This window comes from Bacillus sp. Nf3, from assembly GCF_003028545.1.
Classification (GTDB): Bacteria; Bacillota; Bacilli; order Bacillales; family Bacillaceae; genus Bacillus; species Bacillus safensis.
Window position 1 is genome coordinate 436,038 of the sequence record NZ_PYUA01000003.1, and the last position, 21,271, is coordinate 457,308.

At 40.5% G+C, this 21,271-nt stretch carries 20 protein-coding genes; 17 read left to right on the plus strand and 3 right to left on the minus strand.

Annotated features, from left to right (window positions below; all coding sequences use genetic code 11):
• Positions 1–81: 81 nt before the first annotated feature.
• From pnp to C9414_RS11720, 3 genes are all read left to right on the plus strand, one after another.
• The gene (gene pnp, locus C9414_RS11710) at positions 82–2,199 is read left to right on the plus strand and encodes a polyribonucleotide nucleotidyltransferase (protein ID WP_024424134.1); all 2,118 of its coding nucleotides are present in this window, start codon (positions 82–84) and stop codon (positions 2,197–2,199) included.
• A gap of 124 nt (positions 2,200–2,323) precedes the next feature.
• Positions 2,324–3,277: a polysaccharide deacetylase family protein gene (locus C9414_RS11715; protein ID WP_047202193.1), complete on the plus strand. Its 954-nt coding sequence runs from the start codon at positions 2,324–2,326 to the stop codon at positions 3,275–3,277.
• A 33-nt stretch (positions 3,278–3,310) separates the two neighbouring features.
• Positions 3,311–4,543, plus strand: coding sequence for a M16 family metallopeptidase (locus C9414_RS11720; RefSeq protein ID WP_107163675.1), 1,233 nt, complete (start codon positions 3,311–3,313; stop codon positions 4,541–4,543).
• A 51-nt stretch (positions 4,544–4,594) separates the two neighbouring features.
• Here C9414_RS11720 and C9414_RS11725 read toward each other — a convergent pair whose 3' ends face one another.
• Positions 4,595–4,858, minus strand: coding sequence for an acyl carrier protein (locus C9414_RS11725; RefSeq protein ID WP_048654556.1), 264 nt, complete (start codon positions 4,856–4,858; stop codon positions 4,595–4,597).
• A 170-nt stretch (positions 4,859–5,028) separates the two neighbouring features.
• Here C9414_RS11725 and C9414_RS11730 point away from each other — a divergent pair, with 170 nt between their 5' ends.
• The 3 genes from C9414_RS11730 to C9414_RS11740 all read left to right on the plus strand — a co-directional run bounded on the left by C9414_RS11730 (position 5,029) and on the right by C9414_RS11740 (position 9,607).
• Complete coding sequence (locus C9414_RS11730; protein WP_224928287.1) at positions 5,029–5,949, plus strand: aminoglycoside phosphotransferase family protein; 921 nt, start codon at positions 5,029–5,031, stop codon at positions 5,947–5,949.
• A 173-nt stretch (positions 5,950–6,122) separates the two neighbouring features.
• On the plus strand, positions 6,123–7,892 hold the full coding sequence (locus C9414_RS11735) for an ABC transporter ATP-binding protein (protein ID WP_181286138.1): 1,770 nt from the start codon (positions 6,123–6,125) through the stop codon (positions 7,890–7,892).
• Positions 7,889–9,607 carry an ABC transporter ATP-binding protein gene (locus C9414_RS11740; RefSeq protein WP_107163677.1) on the plus strand — a complete coding sequence of 573 codons (1,719 nt, stop codon included), beginning with the start codon at positions 7,889–7,891 and terminating at the stop codon, positions 9,605–9,607. The genes C9414_RS11735 and C9414_RS11740 overlap by 4 nt, the downstream gene beginning before the upstream one ends.
• Here C9414_RS11740 and C9414_RS11745 read toward each other — a convergent pair.
• A complete protein-coding gene (locus C9414_RS11745) occupies positions 9,594–9,854 on the minus strand; it encodes an acyl carrier protein (protein ID WP_165585039.1) in 261 nt (86 codons plus the stop codon). The genes C9414_RS11740 and C9414_RS11745 overlap by 14 nt on opposite strands.
• Positions 9,855–9,955: 101 nt before the next feature.
• On the opposite strand from C9414_RS11745, the gene C9414_RS11750 reads away from it, so the two are divergent.
• Genes C9414_RS11750 through C9414_RS11765 form a run of 4 tightly spaced genes read left to right on the plus strand, consistent with a single transcriptional unit; the run spans position 9,956 to position 13,912 of the window.
• Positions 9,956–10,969 carry a hypothetical protein gene (locus tag C9414_RS11750; RefSeq protein ID WP_107163679.1) on the plus strand — a complete coding sequence of 338 codons (1,014 nt, stop codon included), beginning with the start codon at positions 9,956–9,958 and terminating at the stop codon, positions 10,967–10,969.
• Between the two features lie 19 nt (positions 10,970–10,988).
• Positions 10,989–11,567 (plus strand): CYTH domain-containing protein, encoded by a 579-nt coding sequence (locus C9414_RS11755; protein ID WP_107163680.1) that lies wholly within the window; start codon positions 10,989–10,991, stop codon positions 11,565–11,567.
• Positions 11,568–11,573: 6 nt separating this feature from the next.
• Positions 11,574–12,719 carry a nucleotidyltransferase domain-containing protein gene (locus tag C9414_RS11760; RefSeq protein ID WP_107163681.1) on the plus strand — a complete coding sequence of 382 codons (1,146 nt, stop codon included), beginning with the start codon at positions 11,574–11,576 and terminating at the stop codon, positions 12,717–12,719.
• A gap of 23 nt (positions 12,720–12,742) precedes the next feature.
• On the plus strand, positions 12,743–13,912 hold the full coding sequence (locus C9414_RS11765) for a hypothetical protein (RefSeq protein WP_107163682.1): 1,170 nt from the start codon (positions 12,743–12,745) through the stop codon (positions 13,910–13,912).
• Here C9414_RS11765 and C9414_RS11770 read toward each other — a convergent pair.
• Positions 13,909–14,991, minus strand: coding sequence for a serine hydrolase domain-containing protein (locus tag C9414_RS11770; RefSeq protein ID WP_181286139.1), 1,083 nt, complete (start codon positions 14,989–14,991; stop codon positions 13,909–13,911). The genes C9414_RS11765 and C9414_RS11770 overlap by 4 nt on opposite strands.
• 109 nt (positions 14,992–15,100) lie before the next feature.
• Here C9414_RS11770 and C9414_RS11775 point away from each other — a divergent pair, with 109 nt between their 5' ends.
• From C9414_RS11775 to C9414_RS11805, 7 genes are read left to right on the plus strand one after another with little or no spacing between them, the layout of a single operon-like run.
• The gene (locus C9414_RS11775; RefSeq protein WP_048239769.1) at positions 15,101–16,330 is read left to right on the plus strand and encodes a methionine adenosyltransferase; all 1,230 of its coding nucleotides are present in this window, start codon (positions 15,101–15,103) and stop codon (positions 16,328–16,330) included.
• A gap of 5 nt (positions 16,331–16,335) precedes the next feature.
• Positions 16,336–17,370: a hypothetical protein gene (locus tag C9414_RS11780; protein ID WP_107163684.1), complete on the plus strand. Its 1,035-nt coding sequence runs from the start codon at positions 16,336–16,338 to the stop codon at positions 17,368–17,370.
• Between the two features lie 13 nt (positions 17,371–17,383).
• Positions 17,384–17,935, plus strand: coding sequence for an AAA family ATPase (locus C9414_RS11785; RefSeq protein WP_181286140.1), 552 nt, complete (start codon positions 17,384–17,386; stop codon positions 17,933–17,935).
• A 4-nt stretch (positions 17,936–17,939) separates the two neighbouring features.
• Positions 17,940–18,929 carry a phosphotransferase enzyme family protein gene (locus C9414_RS11790; protein WP_107163686.1) on the plus strand — a complete coding sequence of 330 codons (990 nt, stop codon included), beginning with the start codon at positions 17,940–17,942 and terminating at the stop codon, positions 18,927–18,929.
• On the plus strand, positions 18,926–19,654 hold the full coding sequence (locus tag C9414_RS11795) for an SDR family NAD(P)-dependent oxidoreductase (RefSeq protein ID WP_107163687.1): 729 nt from the start codon (positions 18,926–18,928) through the stop codon (positions 19,652–19,654). Before C9414_RS11790 ends, C9414_RS11795 begins: the two co-directional genes overlap by 4 nt.
• Positions 19,655–19,668: 14 nt before the next feature.
• Positions 19,669–20,442 (plus strand): SDR family NAD(P)-dependent oxidoreductase, encoded by a 774-nt coding sequence (locus C9414_RS11800; RefSeq protein ID WP_107163688.1) that lies wholly within the window; start codon positions 19,669–19,671, stop codon positions 20,440–20,442.
• Positions 20,443–20,457: 15 nt separating this feature from the next.
• Positions 20,458–21,264, plus strand: a complete 807-nt coding sequence (locus C9414_RS11805) for a histidinol-phosphatase (RefSeq protein ID WP_048239777.1) — start codon at positions 20,458–20,460, stop codon at positions 21,262–21,264.
• The last annotated feature ends 7 nt before the right edge of the window (positions 21,265–21,271 follow it).

Below are 21,271 nucleotides of genomic sequence, written 5' to 3' on the forward strand. Positions count from 1 at the left end.
TTCACATTGATATGTGAAAATCATTTTGTTCATAATAAGAACTAACTAAAACTTTACGATAAGAGAGGAGTTTATCTCAGAATGGGACAAGAGAAACATGTCTTCACCATAGACTGGGCTGGACGTCAACTGACTGTTGAAACTGGCCAGCTTGCAAAGCAAGCAAACGGAGCGGTCCTCGTACGCTACGGAGATACGGCTGTGCTTAGCTCAGCAACAGCTTCTAAAGAACCAAAACCACTTGATTTCTTCCCGCTCACTGTGAACTACGAAGAAAGACTATACGCAGTAGGTAAAATTCCTGGCGGCTTCATTAAAAGAGAAGGCCGCCCAAGTGAAAAGGCTATCCTTGCGAGCCGCTTAATTGACAGACCAATTCGTCCGCTGTTTGCAGATGGATTTAGAAACGAAGTACAAGTTATTAGCATCGTCATGAGTGTGGATCAAGATTGCTCATCTGAAATGGCTGCAATGTTTGGCTCATCTTTAGCTTTATGTGTGTCTGACATTCCATTTGAGGGACCAATCGCCGGCGTTACAGTAGGACGAGTGGATGGAAAGCTGATCATTAACCCAAATGTGGAGCAGCTTGAGCAAAGTGACATCAATCTTGTAGTTGCTGGAACAAAAGATGCGATCAACATGGTAGAAGCTGGTGCTGATGAAGTACCGGAAGAAACAATGCTTGAAGCGATCATGTACGGTCACCAAGAAATCAAACGCTTAATTGAATTCCAAGAAGAAATTGTGAAGGCAGTCGGTAAAGAAAAAATCGACATTCCTTTATATGAAGTAGATCAAACGTTAGCAGACGAAGTAAAAGCCCTTGCTGAAGCAGACCTGCTGAAAGCGATTCAAGTACATGAGAAGCATGCGCGTGAGGATGCAATCAGTGCTGTGAAAAAAGCTGTAGTCGAGAAGTTTGAAGCAGAAGAACGTGACGAAGCAACGATTAAACAAGCGAAAGATGTATTAAATAAGCTTGTCAAAAACGAAGTTCGCCGTCTGATCACTGAAGAGAAAGTACGTCCAGATGGACGCGGTGTAGATCAAATCCGTCCACTTTCTTCAGAAGTAGGACTCCTGCCAAGAACGCACGGTTCAGGCTTATTTACAAGAGGACAAACACAGGCGCTCAGTATTTGTACATTAGGTGCACTTGGCGATGTGCAAATTCTTGATGGTCTAGGTGTTGAAGAATCAAAACGCTTCATGCACCATTACAACTTCCCGCAATTCAGTGTTGGTGAGACAGGTCCAATGCGTGGTCCAGGCCGCCGTGAGATTGGACATGGCGCACTAGGTGAACGTGCACTAGAACCTGTGATTCCATCCGAAAAAGATTTCCCTTATACGGTTCGCCTTGTTTCAGAGGTATTAGAATCAAACGGGTCTACTTCACAAGCAAGTATTTGCGCAAGCACACTTGCGATGATGGATGCGGGTGTTCCAATTAAAGCACCAGTTGCAGGGATTGCAATGGGACTTGTGAAATCAGGGGAATATTACACAGTACTGACAGACATTCAAGGAATGGAAGATGCACTTGGAGATATGGACTTTAAAGTTGCAGGTACATCAAAAGGTGTCACAGCCCTTCAAATGGACATCAAAATCGATGGTCTATCAAAAGACATCTTAGAAGAGGCTCTTCAACAAGCGAAAAAAGGAAGAATGGAAATCCTAGACAGCATGTTGTCAACGATTCCTGCTTCTAGAGGAGAATTGTCTCGTTATGCACCAAAAATCTTAACGATGACAATCAATCCAGATAAAATTCGCGATGTTATTGGACCAAGCGGTAAACAAATCAATAAAATCATTGAAGATACCGGTGTAAAAATCGATATTGAACAAGATGGTACAATCTTTATTTCTTCTACAGAAGAAGATATGAACCAAAAAGCGAAGAAAATCATTGAAGATCTTGTGAGAGAAGTTGAAGTAGGACAGCTTTACCTAGGTAAAGTCAAACGCATTGAAAAATTCGGTGCCTTCCTTGAAATCTTCAGCGGAAAAGATGGACTTGTTCATATTTCTGAGCTTGCGCTTGAGCGTGTGGGCAAAGTAGAAGATGTTGTGAAACTTGGCGATGAATTACTTGTCAAAGTCACTGAAATCGATAAACAAGGCCGTGTGAACCTTTCTCGGAAAGCTGTTTTACGTGAAGAAAAGGAAAAAGAAGAAAAGCAGTCTTAATGAGATCAAATAAAATGTGTTAGAAGCCAGGTATCCGTGCCAGGCTTCTTTCTTTTCTTGCGCTAACAATAGTTCTAGCTTGTTTCTCCCCATCATAATTTGTGGTAAAGGGGAGGGACAACCATTGAAAAAAACGTTACCATTCATTGTGTTTGTATTTTTACTGCTCGTGTCATATCAAACGATGAAGCAGCCGGCTGCTGTTACATATATTGAATCAATGAAAGAGCATGCCGAGGTAGCATCTGTTTCCAAAGATATTTTATATCAGGAGATTGAATCGAAGTCTTCTGACTATGAAGTAAAGGCGCAAAATGCTAAGATTGATAAAGTGTGGAAAAAGATACCTGGCTTAAATGGACAGACAGTTGATATCGATGCCTCTTATGAAAAAATGAAGAAACAGGGGTCATTCGATGAAAAGCTGCTTGTTTTGAATGAAACAAAACCATCTATTCATTTACATGAACTTGGTGCTGAGCCAATTTATAAAGGCCATCCAGATAAAAAAATGAATGCATTCCTCATCAACGTAGCTTGGGGTGACGAGCATTTAATCAACATGTTAAAGACGCTGGAAAAGCATCAAGTAAAGGCGACCTTTTTCTTAGAGGGCAAATGGGTGAAAAAAAGCACAGAGCTTGCTAAAAAAATCGTGGCAGATGGCCATGAAATTGGAAATCATTCATACAATCACCCAGATATGCGCACACTGACAAGAGAACGAGCATTAGAGCAGATAACGAAAACAAATCGCCAAATTGAAGAATCCCTTGGGAAGAAACCAAAATGGTTTGCGCCTCCAAGCGGCAGCTTTAAAGATGAAACAGTCAAGCTTGCCAAACAAGAAGGCATGGAAACCATTATGTGGACAGTAGACACCATCGACTGGCAAAAACCATCCCCGGCTGTTTTACAAAAGCGGGTGCTTGGGAAAATTCACAATGGGGCGATGATATTAATGCATCCAACAGATGCAACGGCGAAAAGTCTTGACGCACTTATCACTCAAATCAAGGAAAGAGGATATGAATTAGGGACGGTTTCTGACCTCCTAAGTGAAAAAAGACATCCGTGATGCGATCTGTTTGTTGAATAGGAGGAGCAAAACTTGGTCAAAACGTATACTTGCCAAAACGGAGTAAGAATTGTACTCGAAAACAATCCCACTGTAAGGTCTGTCGCAATTGGCGTCTGGATTGGAACAGGCTCTAGACATGAGACACCTGAAATTAATGGGATCTCACACTTTTTAGAGCATATGTTCTTTAAAGGGACAAAGACAAGATCTGCACGTGATATCGCAGAATCCTTTGACCGCATTGGTGGTCAGGTGAATGCCTTTACATCAAAAGAATACACTTGCTACTATGCAAAGGTGCTTGATTCACATGCTGGCTACGCCCTCGATGTATTAAGCGACATGTTCTTTCACTCTGCTTTTGATGAAGAAGAGCTGAAAAAAGAAAAAAATGTGGTGTACGAAGAAATTAAAATGTATGAGGATACACCTGATGACATCGTTCATGATTTATTAAGCAAAGCCATTTATGGTGATCATTCATTAGGATATCCGATTTTAGGAACAGAGGAAACACTCTCAACCTTTAACGGAGACTCACTTAGAAAATATATGGATGAATTCTATACCCCGGACCGCGTCGTGATCTCAGTTGCAGGGAATGTAGATGAGACCTTTATTCGTGAGGTTGAAAAGCTATTTGGCTCTTATGAAGGAAAAGGGAAAAAGCAGCCTGTCGAAGCTCCAGCATTTCATTATGACAAGCTCACACGCAAAAAGGAAACGGAACAAGCGCACCTATGCCTGGGCTTTAATGGCCTTCCAGCGGGAGATAAAGGCATCTATGACTTAATCGTCTTAAATAATGTTCTTGGCGGAAGCATGAGCAGCCGATTATTCCAAGATGTAAGAGAGGACAAAGGACTTGCTTATTCCGTCTTCAGCTATCACAGTTCGTTTGCAGATAATGGAATGCTGACGATTTATGGCGGAACTGGAGCGAAGCAGCTAAACCTGCTCTCTGAGACCATCTTACAAACATTAGACGTCTTAAAGCGTGAGGGAATCACGCAGAAAGAACTAGAGAACTCTAAAGAGCAAATGAAAGGCAACCTTATGCTCAGCCTTGAAAGCACAAACAGCAAGATGAGCAGAAACGGTAAAAATGAACTGCTCCTTGGTAAACATCGGACACTCGATGAAATTATTGACGAAATCAACCACGTCACATTAGACGGCGTGAATAATTTATCTAAACGCATCTTTACAGAAGATTATGCGCTCTCGCTTATTAGTCCGACGGGTGATGTACCTTCTGCTTAAACAAAAAAGGCATGTCTTTTAAAGAGATGCCTTTTTTTCATGCAAAAAAGATTAATCAGCTAACTTGTTTTGCAGCTGATGAACAATTTTATTGATTGTCGAAAAGTGCTCTGTTAGTAACTCCTCATCTGCAAATTGAATATCAAAAACCTCTTCTAATTCCAAAATGAGTGAAACTGCTTTAATCGAATCGAGACCGTGATTTGTTAATTCTTCATCTGCACCAATAGAAACCTTGCTGCTATCATCCAAAGAACGCAGAACCAAATCTTTTACTTGACTTGAAAGTGAAAGGACATCCGTCGTTTCTTTCATCTGCAACGCTCCCTTTTACAAATTTTCTATCATTTACATAAATTAACTATATTAGAATGGAAAAACATTGTAAAGCAGTTTCGACATAAATAGGAATTGTTGATCATTCTATTCAAATGAAATATTTGGTAGAGTGAGAAGAAAAGAGACTGGGAAGGATGAATCAATCCATGAATAAAACAGACCTTATGCAGCACATTCCCTTATTAAAAGAAGCGGTCAGCATAGACCAGATTGATAAAGGGTATTCTCGGGATGAAAAATGGGTCATGACTACGGTATCAGGTGAAAAATATGTCCTTCGATTCACAGATCAAGACCAGTATGACAAAATAAAGACGCAGTTTGAACTGCTATATGAATTAAGACGTCACGGTGTTCAGTGTGCTGATCCAGTGGACATCGGTGTTCTAGAAGCAAAACAGCAAGTGTACTATATTTTATCGTTTATAGAAGGCCAGGAAGCAAAAGAAATCATGAGTCAGTTAACTGAAGAAAAGCAGTATGCTCTCGGGGTAAGTGCAGGTCAAGATTTACGAAATATGCATAAATATCCGGCACCATCACACATCGAACCTTGGGAAGATCGTGTCATGAAAAAGCATCATCGATATTTAACGGCTTATCGGGAAAGCGGTATCTCCCTTGAAGGGGATGAAAAAGTGGCTCAGTTTATTGCAAAGCACATAGATATTGTGAAAGGCAGGCCTAATCAATTTCAGCACGATGATTTTCATTTAGGGAACATTATAGTAAACAATAATAAATATGCAGGTGTTATTGATTTTAACAATTTTGATTGGGGAGATCCCATTCACGATTTTTATAAAGTAGCTCTTTTCAGCAGAGAAACTAGTGAAGCCTTTTCGGCTGGTCAAATCAATGGATATTTTGATGGGAACATTCCAGATGACTTTTGGCTGCTTTACTCTGTTTATGTCGCAATGAGTATCTTTTCATCGATTATGTGGGTCATTAAATTCGATCCGGGTCAAATGGATGAGATGATTGAAAGACTAGAAAATGTGCTAAAAGATCATCATTATTTTAATGAAATAGAGCCTGAGTGGTATACGCGTATCACTAGATAACAGTGAAATATAGGACGATTAGGCAGTGATGGAAGTCACTGTCTTTTTTGTTATAATGATACAAATTACACATTGTCATGACTAAAAACATTTTATATAATCCAAACAAGGATCGAAAAAGATGTAAAAAAATTCCGTTTTTTGTTGAAAAAGAGCAAAAGGCTGGTGATGGATTGAAACAAATCGACAAGGGTTCAAAGCAGTTATGGCGTGTTTATTTATGGACACTTTCATTCTTAAAGCCTTATACAGGTAAAGTGATTCTAGTTATTATGAGTGGTTTCGTTATTACTTTGAGTGAGCTCATAATACCTAAATTTATTCAATATTTTATTGAGACCATTTTGCCAGCAAAAGACTTTTCAAAAATGAATGGTTTATTGTTAGGACTGACTGGCTTAATTGTACTTGGCATTATACTGACCGCCGCACGAAATTTATGGCAAAGAAAATTAATTGAACAAGCCTCAAGAGATTCACAATTTGCTGCCTTCCAGCAAATTCGTCAACTTGGTTTCTCATACTACGAACAACATTCTGTTAGTGAAACACTCTCCTTTGTTAACACACAGACACGAGCTGTACAAGAAATTTACAGACGATACTTCCCACAATTTATCAATCAGACATTATTTATCGCCATCTCACTTTACTTTATGATAAACATTTCTATTTTTCTCACACTCATCATCATTCCAAGTTTTATTCTCTACTATGTCTTTGGACCATGGCTTGAAAAAAAGGCAACAATCTACGGTAGACAAAGTGCAGAAGGTTTTCGCACGCTACAAACAAAATTATACGAAAGTCTTGCTTCGATGGAAGAGCTTAGAATTTTAGGCTATATGAAATGGGATATGGAACGAATTCAACGACTGCATGAAAAAGTGCGCCAAGATCATGAGAAAAATGTGTTTTTCGCCTATTTACGAGGAAGCAATCGCAGGCTGACTTATTATATTGGCGCTATTGCCACTTTTGGTATTGGTATCCACCTTGTAAAGACTGGACAGCTGACGACAGGTGGTTTTGTAGCATATATCCTATATTATTTTTCAGCGATGCATATGCTTACTTCCATTGTCACACTTTTAACAGAACAACGAATATTAACCTTTCAAATTGAGCCTTTATATCATTTTATGAAAAAAACACCTGATATTAGAGAGCCTCAGCAGCCGGTGCACCTTGATCATGTAGAAGGCGATATCGAGTTTCATGACGTCAGTTTTCATTATCCAAATCATCCTCCTTTATTAAAAGGGATGAATCTACATATTCGGAAGGGTGAAAAAGTAGCGCTTGTCGGTACGAGCGGCGGAGGGAAAACATCACTTCTTAAGCTAATGGGACGCTTTTATGATCCCTCAGCTGGGATGATTACACTGAATGGGGTAGATTTGCGCCATTTACCTACTAGTCAAATAAGAGGTGCGATGGGATTTGTTTTTCAAGAAACGTTCTTATTCAATATGAGTGTAAAGGACAATATTCGTTTTGGAGATACAAGTCTTTCAGATCAACAGATCATTGAAGCCGCAAAAAAAGCAGACTGTGATTCATTTATAAGAGAATTAGAAAATGGATACGACACCATACTCGGGGAAAGGGGATTAAAACTTTCCGGCGGGCAAAAACAAAAAATAGCGATTGCCAGGCTATTTGCTAAAAATCCAAGTGTTGTATTACTCGACGAAGCCACAGCATCTCTTGACAATGTCAGTGAGCAAAAAGTCCAGCAGGCATTACACCAAACATTGAAGGATTCTACTGTCATTGCAGTTGCACACCGTTTATCAACGGTCAGACATTTTGACAGAATTATTTTTATAAAAGATGGTTGTGTGTTAGAGACTGGATCTTTTTATGAATTGATGAGGAAAAAGGGGCATTTTTACCAATTAGCGTCTGACCGCTCAGAAAAGGAGGCAGGTGTAACATGAGAAAAAATTGGCTGTTTCTTTTAATCACAAGGCAAAAATGGATGCTCTTCCTTGCTCTTTTACTCGTTTTGATTGAAGCAGCAGCTAATTTAGCCATGATAGGACTGCAAAAGTGGCTCATTGATGATGTTCTTTTGCATAGTGGTATCAGTCCACATTTTTCCCAGATCTTGATGCTGTTTGCCATTATATTTCTTGTCTATGTTGTGATGTTTGTGGCGAGCCCGTATGTGATGCATAAAAACTATCTGACCATCCACCATTCATTGCAGAAAATGATGTTAGATCAGCTTCAGCAAGTATCCATGAGATCATATAAAATTCACCCAGTTAGTTTTTATTTACACAAGCTTAATCAAGATGTAAAGACAGTTGCTGTCACGGCTGCTTTACATATACCGAAAATTGTCCAAACAATTTTTATGGCCGTTGTTTTATCTATCGTTTTACTATCTGTGAGTTATGTCTTATTTTTCTTGCTTCTCTTTGCAAGCACTTGTTATTTCATTATCGGTAAAAAAATGGCGAAAACGGCAACAAACATAGCAAAAGATGTGCAGGAGAGAAAATCAGACCTATTCGTGCATGTAGAAGAGGGAATTTCTTCCACAAGAGAAGTTGTCGCATTTGATCGACGCAAGTGGGAAATCGGTTTGTATGAAAAGCTATTTAACAAAATGATGGATCGTGTCATGAAAGAAGGTAAGTTTCAAAACAAGCTTCTTTTTTTAACAGAGCCATTGAAATGGTTTGGGATACTATCAGTTCTAGTGTTTGGCACATATCAAGTAGCAGCAGGAAATATGTCCATCGGTTTATTTGTCGTCATTTACCAATATGCATCTCAATTAATGAAGAGTTATCAAGAGTTATTCCAGTATGTATTTGAATTTTTCCAGCAGCGTGCATCTGTTCATCGAATCGCAGAAGTGCTGCAAATGGAAAACGAAGAAAAAGGAACAAAACGAATAGATGCTGTAGAAGACGTGGTGTTTGAAGATGTTTGCTTTTCTTATGAACAAACCTCTAAAGGCGCTTTAGACGGCTTGAATCTTCATATTCCAAAGGGAAAGAAAGTGGCGATTGTTGGAGCGAGCGGCAGCGGGAAATCGACAATCTCAAAGCTCACACTTGGACTTTACCAGCCAGATAGCGGGGGAATTTTAGTGAATGGGATTGATCTATCAGAGATAAATCCATCTCATTTATTAAGGCGAATAGCCGTTGTTCCGCAAGAACCTTATTTTTTCCCAGACACCATACGCCTGAATTTAATCATGGGATTAAATGATGTGAGCGAGGAACAACTTGAACAGGCTTGTGAAGTTGCACAAATTCTCTCCTTCATCAAAGGGCTTGAAAAAGGTTTTGATACAGTCATTGGAGAGAGGGGGATTTCCCTATCAGGAGGACAAAGACAGCGTTTAGCTATCGCCAGAGCACTTTTAAAACAGGCTGATTTACTTATATTAGATGAGGCGACCTCCGCGCTAGATCGGCAGACAGAAAGGAAGGTTCAACAAGGGATAGATGATGCCAAAGGGGGCGGCACCTTGCTTGTTATTGCACACAGATTATCGACCATACAAAATGCAGATATGATCTATGTACTTGAAGGCGGTGCTGTTCAAAGCTGCGGTACTCATGAGGAGCTGATGGAAGCCTCCTCGCTTTACCGCTCTTTATTTATGGCACAGGTGATTACAGCGTCTTAGTCAGTTTGTTTTTAACCAAAGTGAAGAGTCGATCTAAGGTGCGGAAGTGGTCGGGATGTAATTCTTCGTCTTCAAAGGCAATATGAAAGGTGTCCTCTAATGAAATAACAAAAGAGACGATTTGGACAGAATTTAATCCTAAAGCTTTTAAACTATCATCCCGGCCTGGCTGCTCATTGAGAGACAACTTATTCATGACAAGCTGGACGATTTTTTCTTCAACTTCAGTTAGTGTCAATTCATTCATGCCGCGGCTCCTTTCTAAGAGATTGATATATGTTACATTTTGGTTGATGAAGGAAAAAAATGCAATTGTTTTTATAAATCTATCATAAGGGGTGGCATCCATTGTCATATGTAAGCTATCAAAAAAATGATGTTCGTGTCGTATTAGGTGCAGATGAATCAGTTCAGAATTTAGTTATAAGTAAAGTGCATCCCTATATTGATTGCAGCAAAATAACAGAAAAACATGAAGGTGACGTTTGGACGATTTTCACCAGTAAATATGCACAAGAAATTCAAAAAGAAATACCACTTGAAGAAGTCTTTTACGAAACGAAGATGGAGCCCCGCTGCCGCTACCTATATGACGGAGAGAAAAAAGTCATTGTCATAGATGAACCAAAAGATGTCAGATGGGCAGCCCAGCATGCTCTACGGTTAATTAGAGTTTTGCTCCGCCTTTTGTGTTATCAGGATGGACTCATCTATTTGCATGGGGGCATGCTGGAGATGAATCAAAAGGGAATAGCCCTAGTAGGCGGATCAAGGGCAGGGAAAACGTCCACCATCTTATCCTTATTATCATTAACCGATGCCCGGTATATCACAAACGATGATATCGGTGTTTCATATACGAACACGAAGTACACAGGAACTGGCTGGCCGAGATCTATGAGCATTCGGAAAGATTCGTTTGAAGCCATTGAAAAGCTTGGTACCTCATACAGACTCCAAACATCGAGTCATCCTTTTAATGAGGATGATAAAAGCTATCATTTTGTATATCCAGAGGAGTTAGAAAAATGGTTTTCACGTGAAGTCAAAACAATGGGGAAAATCGATGTGATTGTGTTTCCTGAATTTTTACCTCACGGGCAAACTGGTGCAGAACTATCTAAAATGACTCCGCATGAAGCAGCGAAACGTCTGAACGAGCATGCAGTCATTAATCCTGGAAGACATAATGAATTCTTATTACCGTTTTTCACATTGCCGACACCCGAAGAGCTAGAACCATTTCTTAACGCACTAGCGGAAAAGGTGCCTTGTTATTCATTAAAGCAGGCATTTACTTCTTTAGAGAAAGGTACTGTCCTCATTCAAGAGCTTCTTGAACAATCCGACATTGTCGTGTAAGACTTTTTGGAGGTGAGTTATGGTTGAGCAGGAGTACAAATATTTGTTGTCACAAGCAGATTTTCAGCACATATATGACATGTTCATACAAAGTCATACCCCTACTTATGTACTTAATTTCAATTACTATTACGACACACCAGATTTTTTATTAAAACGATTTGGCTATACCGTACGTATCCGTCAAATCAGCGGCAAACTAACACTTGAAATCAAACGCCCCAGTCAAACGTCTGGCTATAAAAGAGTAAGAGAAGAGACGTCATTACCTATTGAGGAGCTACCGCAAAAACTAGATATACAGAACATCATGACGTCTTTACCGATAACAATCACTCAACAGCCAGAATTGTTAGGACTATTAGTCACTGAACGAACAACCTTTTACATTGAGAAAGGCATCAAAGTGGATTTGGATCAAAGCAGCTATCTTGGCATTACAGATTATGAACTGGAAATTGAATATGACAGTGAAAAAGCATATGAGGCAGAACAATTGTTTCATACACTAACTGATGATTTGGACATGCCAGTCAATCGAAAAGGAAAGCGCTCTCGATTTATCACTAGATATCAATCGTTTTACGGGAAGGAGTAGTCAAACATGCAGTCTGTTTTTGATCAATCCACTCTCTCAAACGAGCAGAGGCTGTTATTACTTAGCTCACGTATTCAATTGAATGAACAAGAAGAAGAGTCTATTAGAGCTCTATTGAAAGATGGCATCGATATGCCTAAATTAATTGGACTGGCATCAAGACATAAGGTACTTCAGCTGATGACACCTCATTTAATTCGCCTTGATGATGAAAAGAGCATGACGACAACATACAAATTTTTGCTTCACTATCACTATATAGGGAATCGGCAAAAAAATGTGGAGAGATTCAAAGAATTCAAGCGTCTGTTACAAACATTCCGAAATGCAAAGCTGAAAGCGGTCCCCCTTAAAGGCGCCATTTTAACCCCGCTTGTGTACAAAGATTATGGACTGCGAATGATGTCAGACCTTGATTTCTTAATTCATCCAGATGACCGGAAAAGTGCCTCATCATTGCTCAAGAAAGAAGGGTTTATCATCGGGAAATATGACTGGGCAGCCGATCAGGAAATACCGATTGAAAGAGAAGAAGAAATGATGTGGAGAATGAATGCCGGGAATCTTTATTCACATATTAAACGAAGCGGAGAAGATTTTCTAAAGGTACACCGAGTCGATTTCTCTTATGATGTTGAGCTGAAAAAAAACTACGAAGCAACAAATGCTTTGCTGGATGCTGCTGAAGAAAAATCCTTCTTTCAAACAGATGTCTATTTGCTTCAGCCGTTAGATTTTCTTATCCATCTTGCCTTTCATCTATATAAGGAGGCAACAAACGTACAGTATGTCTACTTACATGCAGATCTTAATTTGATTAAGTTTTGTGATGTAAGGGAGTACGTCATGTTTGTTGAAGAGCAAAATCAGCTTGATTGGCATGCTTTGCAAGTAAGAGCGAAGGAATTAGGGGCCGAGAAAGCACTTTTTTACACGTTTACGTTTTTAGATTTATTGTATCAAACGAACTATATTGACCAATTGAAGCAGCTAGACATGAGTGACCAATCATTTTTAGAAGCCTATGGAGAGAATGATTTCGGTTCTTTGAAAATATGGAAAAAATCTTTTGTTGAACGCTTTTTCAGCTTGGATAATCGCGATGAGCTTGAAGAGGAACCAGCGATACAGCTATTTCCTGAAAGGCAATAGCAAATTGAAGAGGAGGATTCGATATGGATATAAAAGCGTTTTTTGAAAAGCCGAAGAACGATTTTCCTTATGAAAAATCATTTGTGTTTGCAGGTATTCATTTTCATATTCTATCAATGGAATTGCAGGCGATTGAAGATATTGAACATTATATCCCAAAAGAATTGGATCGCCGCGAGGGAGATATCCCTTCACAGATTGAGATACGGTTTATCATTGATCCGGAGCTTGAACAGTCTGTTCGCAGTGCTTGCTTTCAAAAGGGTGAAACCATTACAGCAAAAAGGAAGTTTACCTACAAACGATTAAAATTAGACGATCAAGTATTATTTGCCTCACATGAAGGTGACGAACCGCACAGTGTGGCGGTCAATAAAGGGCGTTATGCTGTGATTGGAAAAAACAATAATGAGTCTGCGATACGCTGTCCACTGCGGATCGTTCGAGAAATTGCCCTTAGAACATTAGAAAATCAAGGTGGCTGTTTTACGCACGCAGCAGCTGTCTCTTTTGAAGATGGCCAAAAAGGAGCGCTCATTATCGGCGATAAAGGTGCTGGGAAGTCAACTACTATGTGGCAGTTTTTGCATTATGGAGGAGCAGATTTTATCACAAACGATCGTTCCATTTCAGTGCTTGAAGATCAGGAACTTACTGTGTATGGATGGCCGATGTGTTTGGCGCTTGGAGTAGGAACTGTCCAAGCCACAACAAATATACAGGAACTGAAAAACAAAAAATTCAGCCGGTCTCAAGATAAAAGAATATGGGATGAAACCATATCAACAGAGGAAGAGGCAAAAGAAAAATGGGCGAGCGGCTGTAAGTTTGAAATTACACCAAAAGAAGCTGCTGAAATGACAGGAACAACGATTAGAAGCTCTACGAAAGTAGATATGGTGATTTTCCCCTCACTCAAAATAGGTTCTGGTGAGATTAGGCTTGTGCCAGTAAAAAGAGATGATCAAAGAGCAAAAGACATTATGGCAGCAAATATAAGAGAACCAGAAGATCCCGACTATTTAAAAGGCTGGCTCGGACTTCGGCATGTGTCAGATACCTTTCTGGAGCAAAAGGCATCTGTGCTTATCCATCACTTGTTTAACATGCCATGCTTTTATTTAGAGGGTGATCCGCGTCACCTGCAAGAAGCAATTCCAGATCTGTTAAACAAAAAAGTCAGTTCGATTTAAAGAGACGATTGTCTAAACATTCGTTTGAGCCGGTCTTCACGTTTTTTCATTTGCTCGTGATCTGCTGGCAGCAAAATTTGAAAGAGCATTTCGGCAATTGGCCGTGCGAGCCTTTCGTCAGAGTTCATTAGAACGCAAACACCTAATTTTCTCTTTGGAATGAATCCAATATAGGAGGTGAACCCTCTAATTTCTCCGCTATGTTCAGCCAAGGTGAATCCGTTAAAAGGTCTCAAAAACCATGAAAGACCAACACCTCTGCTGAAATCTTCTTCAACCATAACGGGGCTTTGCATTTCTTTTAGTGAATGCTGTTGAAGCAGGCTGTTTGCACCGTATTGATCTTGAATGAATTGAATCAGATCATCTGCTGTGGAGATTAGTCCGCTTGAACCATCCTCCCAAGATGGTGTTTCAGCACTTGGATAGGATACGCCGGACAGGTCTGAGGAAGAAGCTGTATACCCTTTAGCTGTGGATGCTGTTTCAATAAATCCAGTTTGCTTCAAATCGAGCGGTTTTAGTATATGGGTGTGCACTAATTCTCTATATGGCTGATGACTCACCTTTTCTAGCACTTTACTTAATATAGAGTAGCCAAGACTAGAATAATTGATGATAGACCAAGGCGGTGTGAAAATAGTGAGTATTTCAATACACTGAGCTAGAGTCATATCTCGTAAATGATTGGCTTTGTCGAGTGCTTTGGGCAGGCCTGAGATATGAGAGGCAATCATTCGGAAAGTGAGTGGAATTGGTTCAGACAAGTGACTTTTTATGAAAGAAAGTAGTGGTTCGTAAGTATGAATGGGTGCATCGAGTTGAATAGATCCTTCCTCTCGCAATTTCATCATAACCATTGCAGTAAAAGGCTTAGTCACAGAACCAATTCGAAAGGTTGTGTCTTTTGTAACAGGGGTGCCGCTTTCAATATCAGCGAGACCCTCATGCCACGACCAAATGTGCTCATCTTCATGAGAAATACAAATGGAACAGCCGGGAATTTGACGTTGTTCTAATAATTTCCTTATATCGGTGGTTGTATCTTGCAGACGCTGCACGATCGATTCATTGATCAAAATAGACACCTCTTTCATACAGAATATATATATATTACCAAATGTTTCATGTTGTTTTAAGATGAATGATTAATATTTTTATATTTTAAAAGAGAGCGGGCGATAGATAATGAAAACAATTCAAAAAACCATTCTTGATATTTTAAAAGGTGATGGACAAGATATCGAACAAATTCCATATGAGCTTGTGGAACGTAAAGGTGTAGGACATCCAGATACGATGTGTGACGCTATAGCAGAAAGAGCTTCTCAATACTATTCTCAATATTGCATGGAGCATTTCGGCAGAGTGGCACACCACTGGTTTGACAAAGTCATGCTTCTTGGCGGAGATGCTGATGTTTCGTATGGGAAAGGGACAATGGTCAAACCGTATCAAGTTGTGTTTGCTGGAAAAGGCGCATACGCATACGGTGATGAGCCCATTCCTCTTAAAAAGATTCTCTTCGATGCGGCAAAGGATGTGTTATCAGAGGTGACAACAGGATTTGATCCTGAAGAACATCTCGTCATCGACTGTCGAATCGTTGATCATCAGGGGGCAGGCCGCAAAAATTCACGATATCGTCCGATGGTTGAAACGGACATGATTGAAATCGGTGATCCAAAGCTTGTGTCAAACGACTGTAACTTACTGCATGCTCATGCCCCGTTAAGCCGTCTTGAGAAACTGGTTCTTTATACAGAGCGTTATGTGAATGGACCAGAATTTAAAAAGGTCAATCCAGATACCGGATGGGATGTGAAAATATTTGGAAGCAGACGTCATGAAGATTTTAAACTCATTGTGAACATGCCATTTCTAGCTAAAGATATTCATAGTCTCGAGGAGTATTTTGCCCGCAAAAAAGAATGCCAAGATCAAATCGCTCGCTATATCCATGAAACGTTAGGCCTCACGCCTGATCTCATGCTGAACGCTACAGATCGCAATGGCCGTCCGTACTTAACAGCGCTAGGTTCTGTAGCAGATACCGGCGATGTAGGAGTTGTTGGAAGAGGAAATCGATTAAATGGACTGATCACCCCAATGCGGTCTATGAGTATTGAAGCGCCGGCTGGGAAAAACCCGCTTGATCATACAGGAAAATTATATGGGGTGCTCGCACAACGGCTGGCAGATCAAATTTTTGAGACCATTCAAAAGCCAACAGAAGTGCATATCTTTACTTCAAAAGAGGCACCGCTCCACAACCCGGATGAAATTTCCGTCCGTATTCAGCAGTGGGATGGAAATGAAGTGGATAGAAAAAGAATTGAAGACCTCGTCATGAATGCGGTTCATTCAATGGGCGATGTGACAACAGATTTAATTTTTAAAGGCGTGACAATGTGGTAAAAAGGATGAAAAAAAGAGTCATTGATGCCGTTCATGCATGTATTCATACAAAAGAACCTATGGCAGTGACCATTCATCCATATGAAATTGAAAAACAACAACAATTGAACCAGCACCATCTTCTGTTGATGCTAAAGCCTGAATTAACAAGCATCAATAAAGGTGTACAGCTTGATCTAATACTAGAGGAACTTCTCCACCGATTAGATGATCGTGAGGTAGAAATAGGAGCCGTGCGCGTTATATCATCCTTATATTTGAAAGAAAAGAAAATCATTGAAAATCAATATGGGATGCTAAATAAAATTTCTAAAAACGGTCTGAGTGGAGTGTCAGATGCAGCAAAAAAGATGCTGGCTTTGAAATACCCAGAGTTTCAAAAGAAGGAACATTTCATATATGGAGGCCATCAATTTTTACAAAAGTACAAAGAGCTCACGCCGTATGGTTTAGAGCTTTTAACCCGAAACGTCAAGGTAGACAAGCTGGGTGCGGGCACATACGCCATAGAGGCCGAGGTGGATGGAGAAAAAATGCTTCTGCTCAATTCATTCCACCCTTGTCAAATCGAGTGGTTCACTGCACCTGCAAAGTCTATTATCGTCATTGAATGTTTTTCAAAGCAGCCAATGAGGATGTTGAGAGAAGATTTCATCGGTGCAACGGACCCTAAAGAGGCTAAAGCGGGTTCTTTTAAACACATGCTGCTGTCGGAGCAAAAACGGTTTGGTTTATCTAACATGTGTACTCGGTTTAATGGCATTCACCTATCACCGGGTCCTGTAGAAGCAATGGCGGGAATGATTCACTATTTTAGTACACCTGATACAAGACTGACTCCCGCGCATACACTTTTTGGCCAGCTGTTAAAGAAAAATGGCTTTTCGGCGGAAGCATTAGATCTATTATGTAAAGATGTGTCCATTCATTCAAGCGAAACGCCCGTATTTGAATTAACAGAAAACCTAAATTGGGATGAAGCACTTGATCTGCTAGTAAAAGTGAGAAACGACATTCAAAAGCATCAACGTGTTCTGTAACGGAGGGAACAACTTGAATAATAACGGAGCTAGCCAGCGAATTTGGATTGTCGGTCCGCCTGGATCTGGAAAAACAACCCTTGCACATCAATTGAAGCAGGAGTTAACGTTACCTCACTATGAACTCGATGCCCTATTCTGGCAAGCGAATTGGAAAAAAACAGATAAGACGGTGTTTATCGATAGTGTCCATGAAATTGTCAAAGAAAAGAAATGGGTCGTTGATGGTCAATATTCATCTGTTCATCACATATTGGCTGAATATGCTGATACGATCATTTGGCTTGATATAAAGAGAAGACAGACATTCCCCCGCCTCATGAAAAGGACATTCAAACGGCTCATCACAAGGGAGAAACTTTGGAATGGAAATAAGGAGCGAATGGGGAACGCGCTCCAATTTTTCTCATATGCCTTTCAAGTCTATCCAGAGGTGATTCATCAAAACGAAAAGCTTTTTCACAAATTAAAAGAAGAATCTCATGTGAAATGCTTGCGCATAGACAAACGGGACGAGGCAGATCAGGTGCTTATGAAAATCCAAAACCTTGAGAAAAAGGGGTGAGGACATGACGACATTAGATGATGCTAATAATGTCCTGAAATATTGGTTTTCGGAACAGCCGATTCGTTTAACACCTTTAAACGGGAGAAGCCCTAATGAAGGATGGCTTGTCGAAACGATCAAAAACCGTTTTGTCTTAAAAAAATGTGCGAGAAATCATGATGCGGAGTGGCTTCAATATTTAGAAGAATTAACAGATGCTCTGCTTGATCATGGCTTCCCGATTCAACCTATGATGGAGGCAGAAGACCGTCGTAAGACCATTTTATTCAAAGACCACTTTTGGCAGCTGCGGCCCTATTTCGAAGGAAGACCATATGAAATGGGAAATCGTTCAGATGAACAAGAAGCCATCCGGGTATTAAAACAGCTCCATTCATTGAAGAACTTACCGAAAGGACCTGTGAATCCAAACTGCGAATTGAAGAACTGGATTACTTCTCCGGACGAAACGCTCGGCAAGACGGCTTACGCCCTAAAAAAGGTTGTTTCTTCTAAAAAGGCTGCTGCTTTGCTCAAAGTATATGAACGGGAACTAATGAATATCATCACGCTGCTAAACCCTAGTATATATGAAGCATTACCTCATGCTGTTACACATGGTGACTTTCATTCTGGCAACCTGTTAATTCGTAACAAAAAGCTTGCCATGGTTCTTGACTTTGATACAGCAGGCTATAGACCGCGAGTATATGATGCAGCCATATCTGCTTTTTTGTTAACGAGAATCAAGAGAGGAACGTTTCAACTAGATATTGTGAAAACGATTCAATTTTTAAAGGCATATGCAGATGACTTATCCGAATATGAATGGCGTTCTATATCTGCTTTTATCAGACTTTTATATATTCCAACAGAGCGGTATTTAACACTGCTGCATACCTTTACACCTCACTTACTAAACTGGTATATTGATTGGTCTTTCGAAGCACTAGAATCTGCATCCAACCAGCTGAAGGAAGATTGGTATCTCCAAAAGGAGATGAGAATATGAAGGTCGCTGTTGTCACTGGCGGAAATAGGGGCATAGGTAAAGAAGTATGCAAACAGCTTGCGCAGTGTGGAATGCTTGTTATTTTAACTGCACGGCAGCTTGAAAGTGCCAAAATCGCTGCGTCTGAAATGACTGAGCATGTTGTGCCATTTCAGCTGGATGTAACAAATGAAGAATCGGTTGAACGCTTTTCGATATTTATGAAAGATTCGTTCGGGAGAGTGGATGTGCTCATTAATAATGCGGGTGTCTTTCATGACAACATAAAGGATCACACATTTCCATCCTTTCTAGATCTTCCTGTATCGACACTCCAAGAAACGATGAATGTGAATGTGTATGGTGCAGTCAGAATGACCAAGGCCGTTTTCCCTTACATGAAAGAGGCTGGATATGGACGGATTGTCAATGTATCTAGCGGTATGGGAAGGCTCTCTGCGATCTACGCTTCAAGCGATATCAGGCGTGACGGAAAAAGCGGCCCTTACTACCGGATGTCAAAAGCGGCACTGCATGTTCTCACAAAAGTCACCGCTTTAGAAGGGGCACCCTATTCTATCCTTGCGAATGCGGTGTGTCCTGGCTGGGTACAAACGGACATGGGGACATCTGAGGCTGTTAAAACCATACAGGAAGGTGCATCAGGAATCGTGTGGGCGGCACAGCTGCCCCGAGATGGACCAACAGGAGAATTGTTGAGAGACGGGCAAAGACTTCAGTGGTAAGAGGAGGCAGCTACATGCGAGGTATGAAAGGAAAGACGGTTATTGTGACAGGCGGAGCTCAGGGGATTGGATATGCGGTCGCAGAACGAGCCGCACAAGAAGGTGCACAAGTCGCCATTGCTGATCACCATGTAGATTACGGAATTGCAGCAGAAAAACAGCTCAAAGAAAATGGATATGATGTTTTGTTTATAGAGGCTGATATTGCTGATGAAGCATCAATTGTTTCAATGATCGAAAAAATAGCCAATCATTTTGGGAAAATTGATATGCTGGTGAATTGTGCAGCCGTGTTTATCATGCGGGGTCTTGAAGCAACCGTTGAAGAATGGCGGCGCATCATGGATTTGAATATTATGGGACAAGCGCTTTGTGTCAAACATACTGCGCATTACATGGAGAAAATAGGAAAAGGATCGATTGTAAATATTGCCTCCATTTCAGGCCACATTGCCCAGCCGAAATATTTAACATATAACGCGACAAAAGCAGCTGTTGTCAATATGACGCGGTGCATGGCAATGGATTTGGCGGATGCGGGTATTCGTGTAAACGCAGTGAATCCAGGCACGGTATGGAACAAAAATAACGAGCGGTTCCATTTAGAAGAGCTTGGTTTGACAAGAGAGCAAGCAAATCAGCATCCTGATATTGGCGGGATGCACATGTTGAAACGAACCGCTGATCCAGAAGAGATCGCATCTGCTGTCATCTTCCTTCTTTCAGATGAAGCGAGCTTTATTACAGGAGAAAATTTGATGGTTGACGGCGGCTATACTGCCATGTAGAGGAGTAAAAATTGCATGAAATTTGATCTGCACACACATCATCAACGCTGTGGTCATGCGGAAGGGAACATCAGAGAATATATCGATGAGGCTGTCAAATTAGGTCTGGATTTTATTGGAATATCAGATCACTCCCCGTTCTTTGGTGAAGAGGCTGACCACTTTAAACCCTGGGTAGCGATGGCTAAAAGTGAATTTCAATCATATATAGAGGAAGTCCTGCAGTTGAAAAAGGAATATGACGGAAAAATTCACGTGCTGTTAGGTGTCGAATCTGACTATTTTCCAGAACACGAGGCCCTTTACCGAGACGTGTATCGACATTATCCATTTGATTATATCATTGGCTCGGTTCATGTCAGTAATGGATATGACCTATTTAACCGGAAACGGTGGGAACGAATCACAGAGCAGCAAGCCATCATTGAAAAAGAAACGTATTACGAGTTAATTAAAATGTCTGCTGAGAGTCGAATGTTCGACGTTTTAGGCCATATTGACGCCTTAAAAGGTTTTTATCCAGAGATTGCTCATGTCAAAACAGAAGCTGTCGATGATGCACTGCAAGCAATTGCGGAGAGTGGTTCTGTCATTGAAGTGAATACCTCTGGCAAAACAAAAGACTGCGGTGGCTGGTATCCATCATTGGATCTATTAGAGCGAGCCAAATTTTATGGTGTGGATGTCACGTTTGGCTCAGATGCACATCAGCCAGCCCGAGTAGCAGATGATTGGCTGAAAGTAAAACAGACGCTGAAGGAATTAGGTTACGAGGAATGGTATATCTTTCAATCTCGTCAAAAGCGAAAATTGGCTCTATAAATTCTAA

Coding starts and splice junctions, on each gene's coding strand:
- C9414_RS11765 (WP_107163682.1), top strand. CDS start 12,743: ATGGATATAAAAGCGTTTTTTGAAAAGCCGAAGAACGATTTTCCTTAT.
- C9414_RS11740 (WP_107163677.1), top strand. CDS start 7,889: ATGAGAAAAAATTGGCTGTTTCTTTTAATCACAAGGCAAAAATGGATG.
- C9414_RS11805 (WP_048239777.1), top strand. CDS start 20,458: ATGAAATTTGATCTGCACACACATCATCAACGCTGTGGTCATGCGGAA.
- C9414_RS11745 (WP_165585039.1), bottom strand. CDS start 9,854: ATGAATGAATTGACACTAACTGAAGTTGAAGAAAAAATCGTCCAGCTT.
- C9414_RS11780 (WP_107163684.1), top strand. CDS start 16,336: ATGAAAAAAAGAGTCATTGATGCCGTTCATGCATGTATTCATACAAAA.
- C9414_RS11755 (WP_107163680.1), top strand. CDS start 10,989: ATGGTTGAGCAGGAGTACAAATATTTGTTGTCACAAGCAGATTTTCAG.
- C9414_RS11790 (WP_107163686.1), top strand. CDS start 17,940: ATGACGACATTAGATGATGCTAATAATGTCCTGAAATATTGGTTTTCG.
- C9414_RS11800 (WP_107163688.1), top strand. CDS start 19,669: ATGCGAGGTATGAAAGGAAAGACGGTTATTGTGACAGGCGGAGCTCAG.
- C9414_RS11775 (WP_048239769.1), top strand. CDS start 15,101: ATGAAAACAATTCAAAAAACCATTCTTGATATTTTAAAAGGTGATGGA.
- C9414_RS11725 (WP_048654556.1), bottom strand. CDS start 4,858: ATGAAAGAAACGACGGATGTCCTTTCACTTTCAAGTCAAGTAAAAGAT.
- C9414_RS11795 (WP_107163687.1), top strand. CDS start 18,926: ATGAAGGTCGCTGTTGTCACTGGCGGAAATAGGGGCATAGGTAAAGAA.
- pnp (WP_024424134.1), top strand. CDS start 82: ATGGGACAAGAGAAACATGTCTTCACCATAGACTGGGCTGGACGTCAA.
- C9414_RS11730 (WP_224928287.1), top strand. CDS start 5,029: ATGAATAAAACAGACCTTATGCAGCACATTCCCTTATTAAAAGAAGCG.
- C9414_RS11760 (WP_107163681.1), top strand. CDS start 11,574: ATGCAGTCTGTTTTTGATCAATCCACTCTCTCAAACGAGCAGAGGCTG.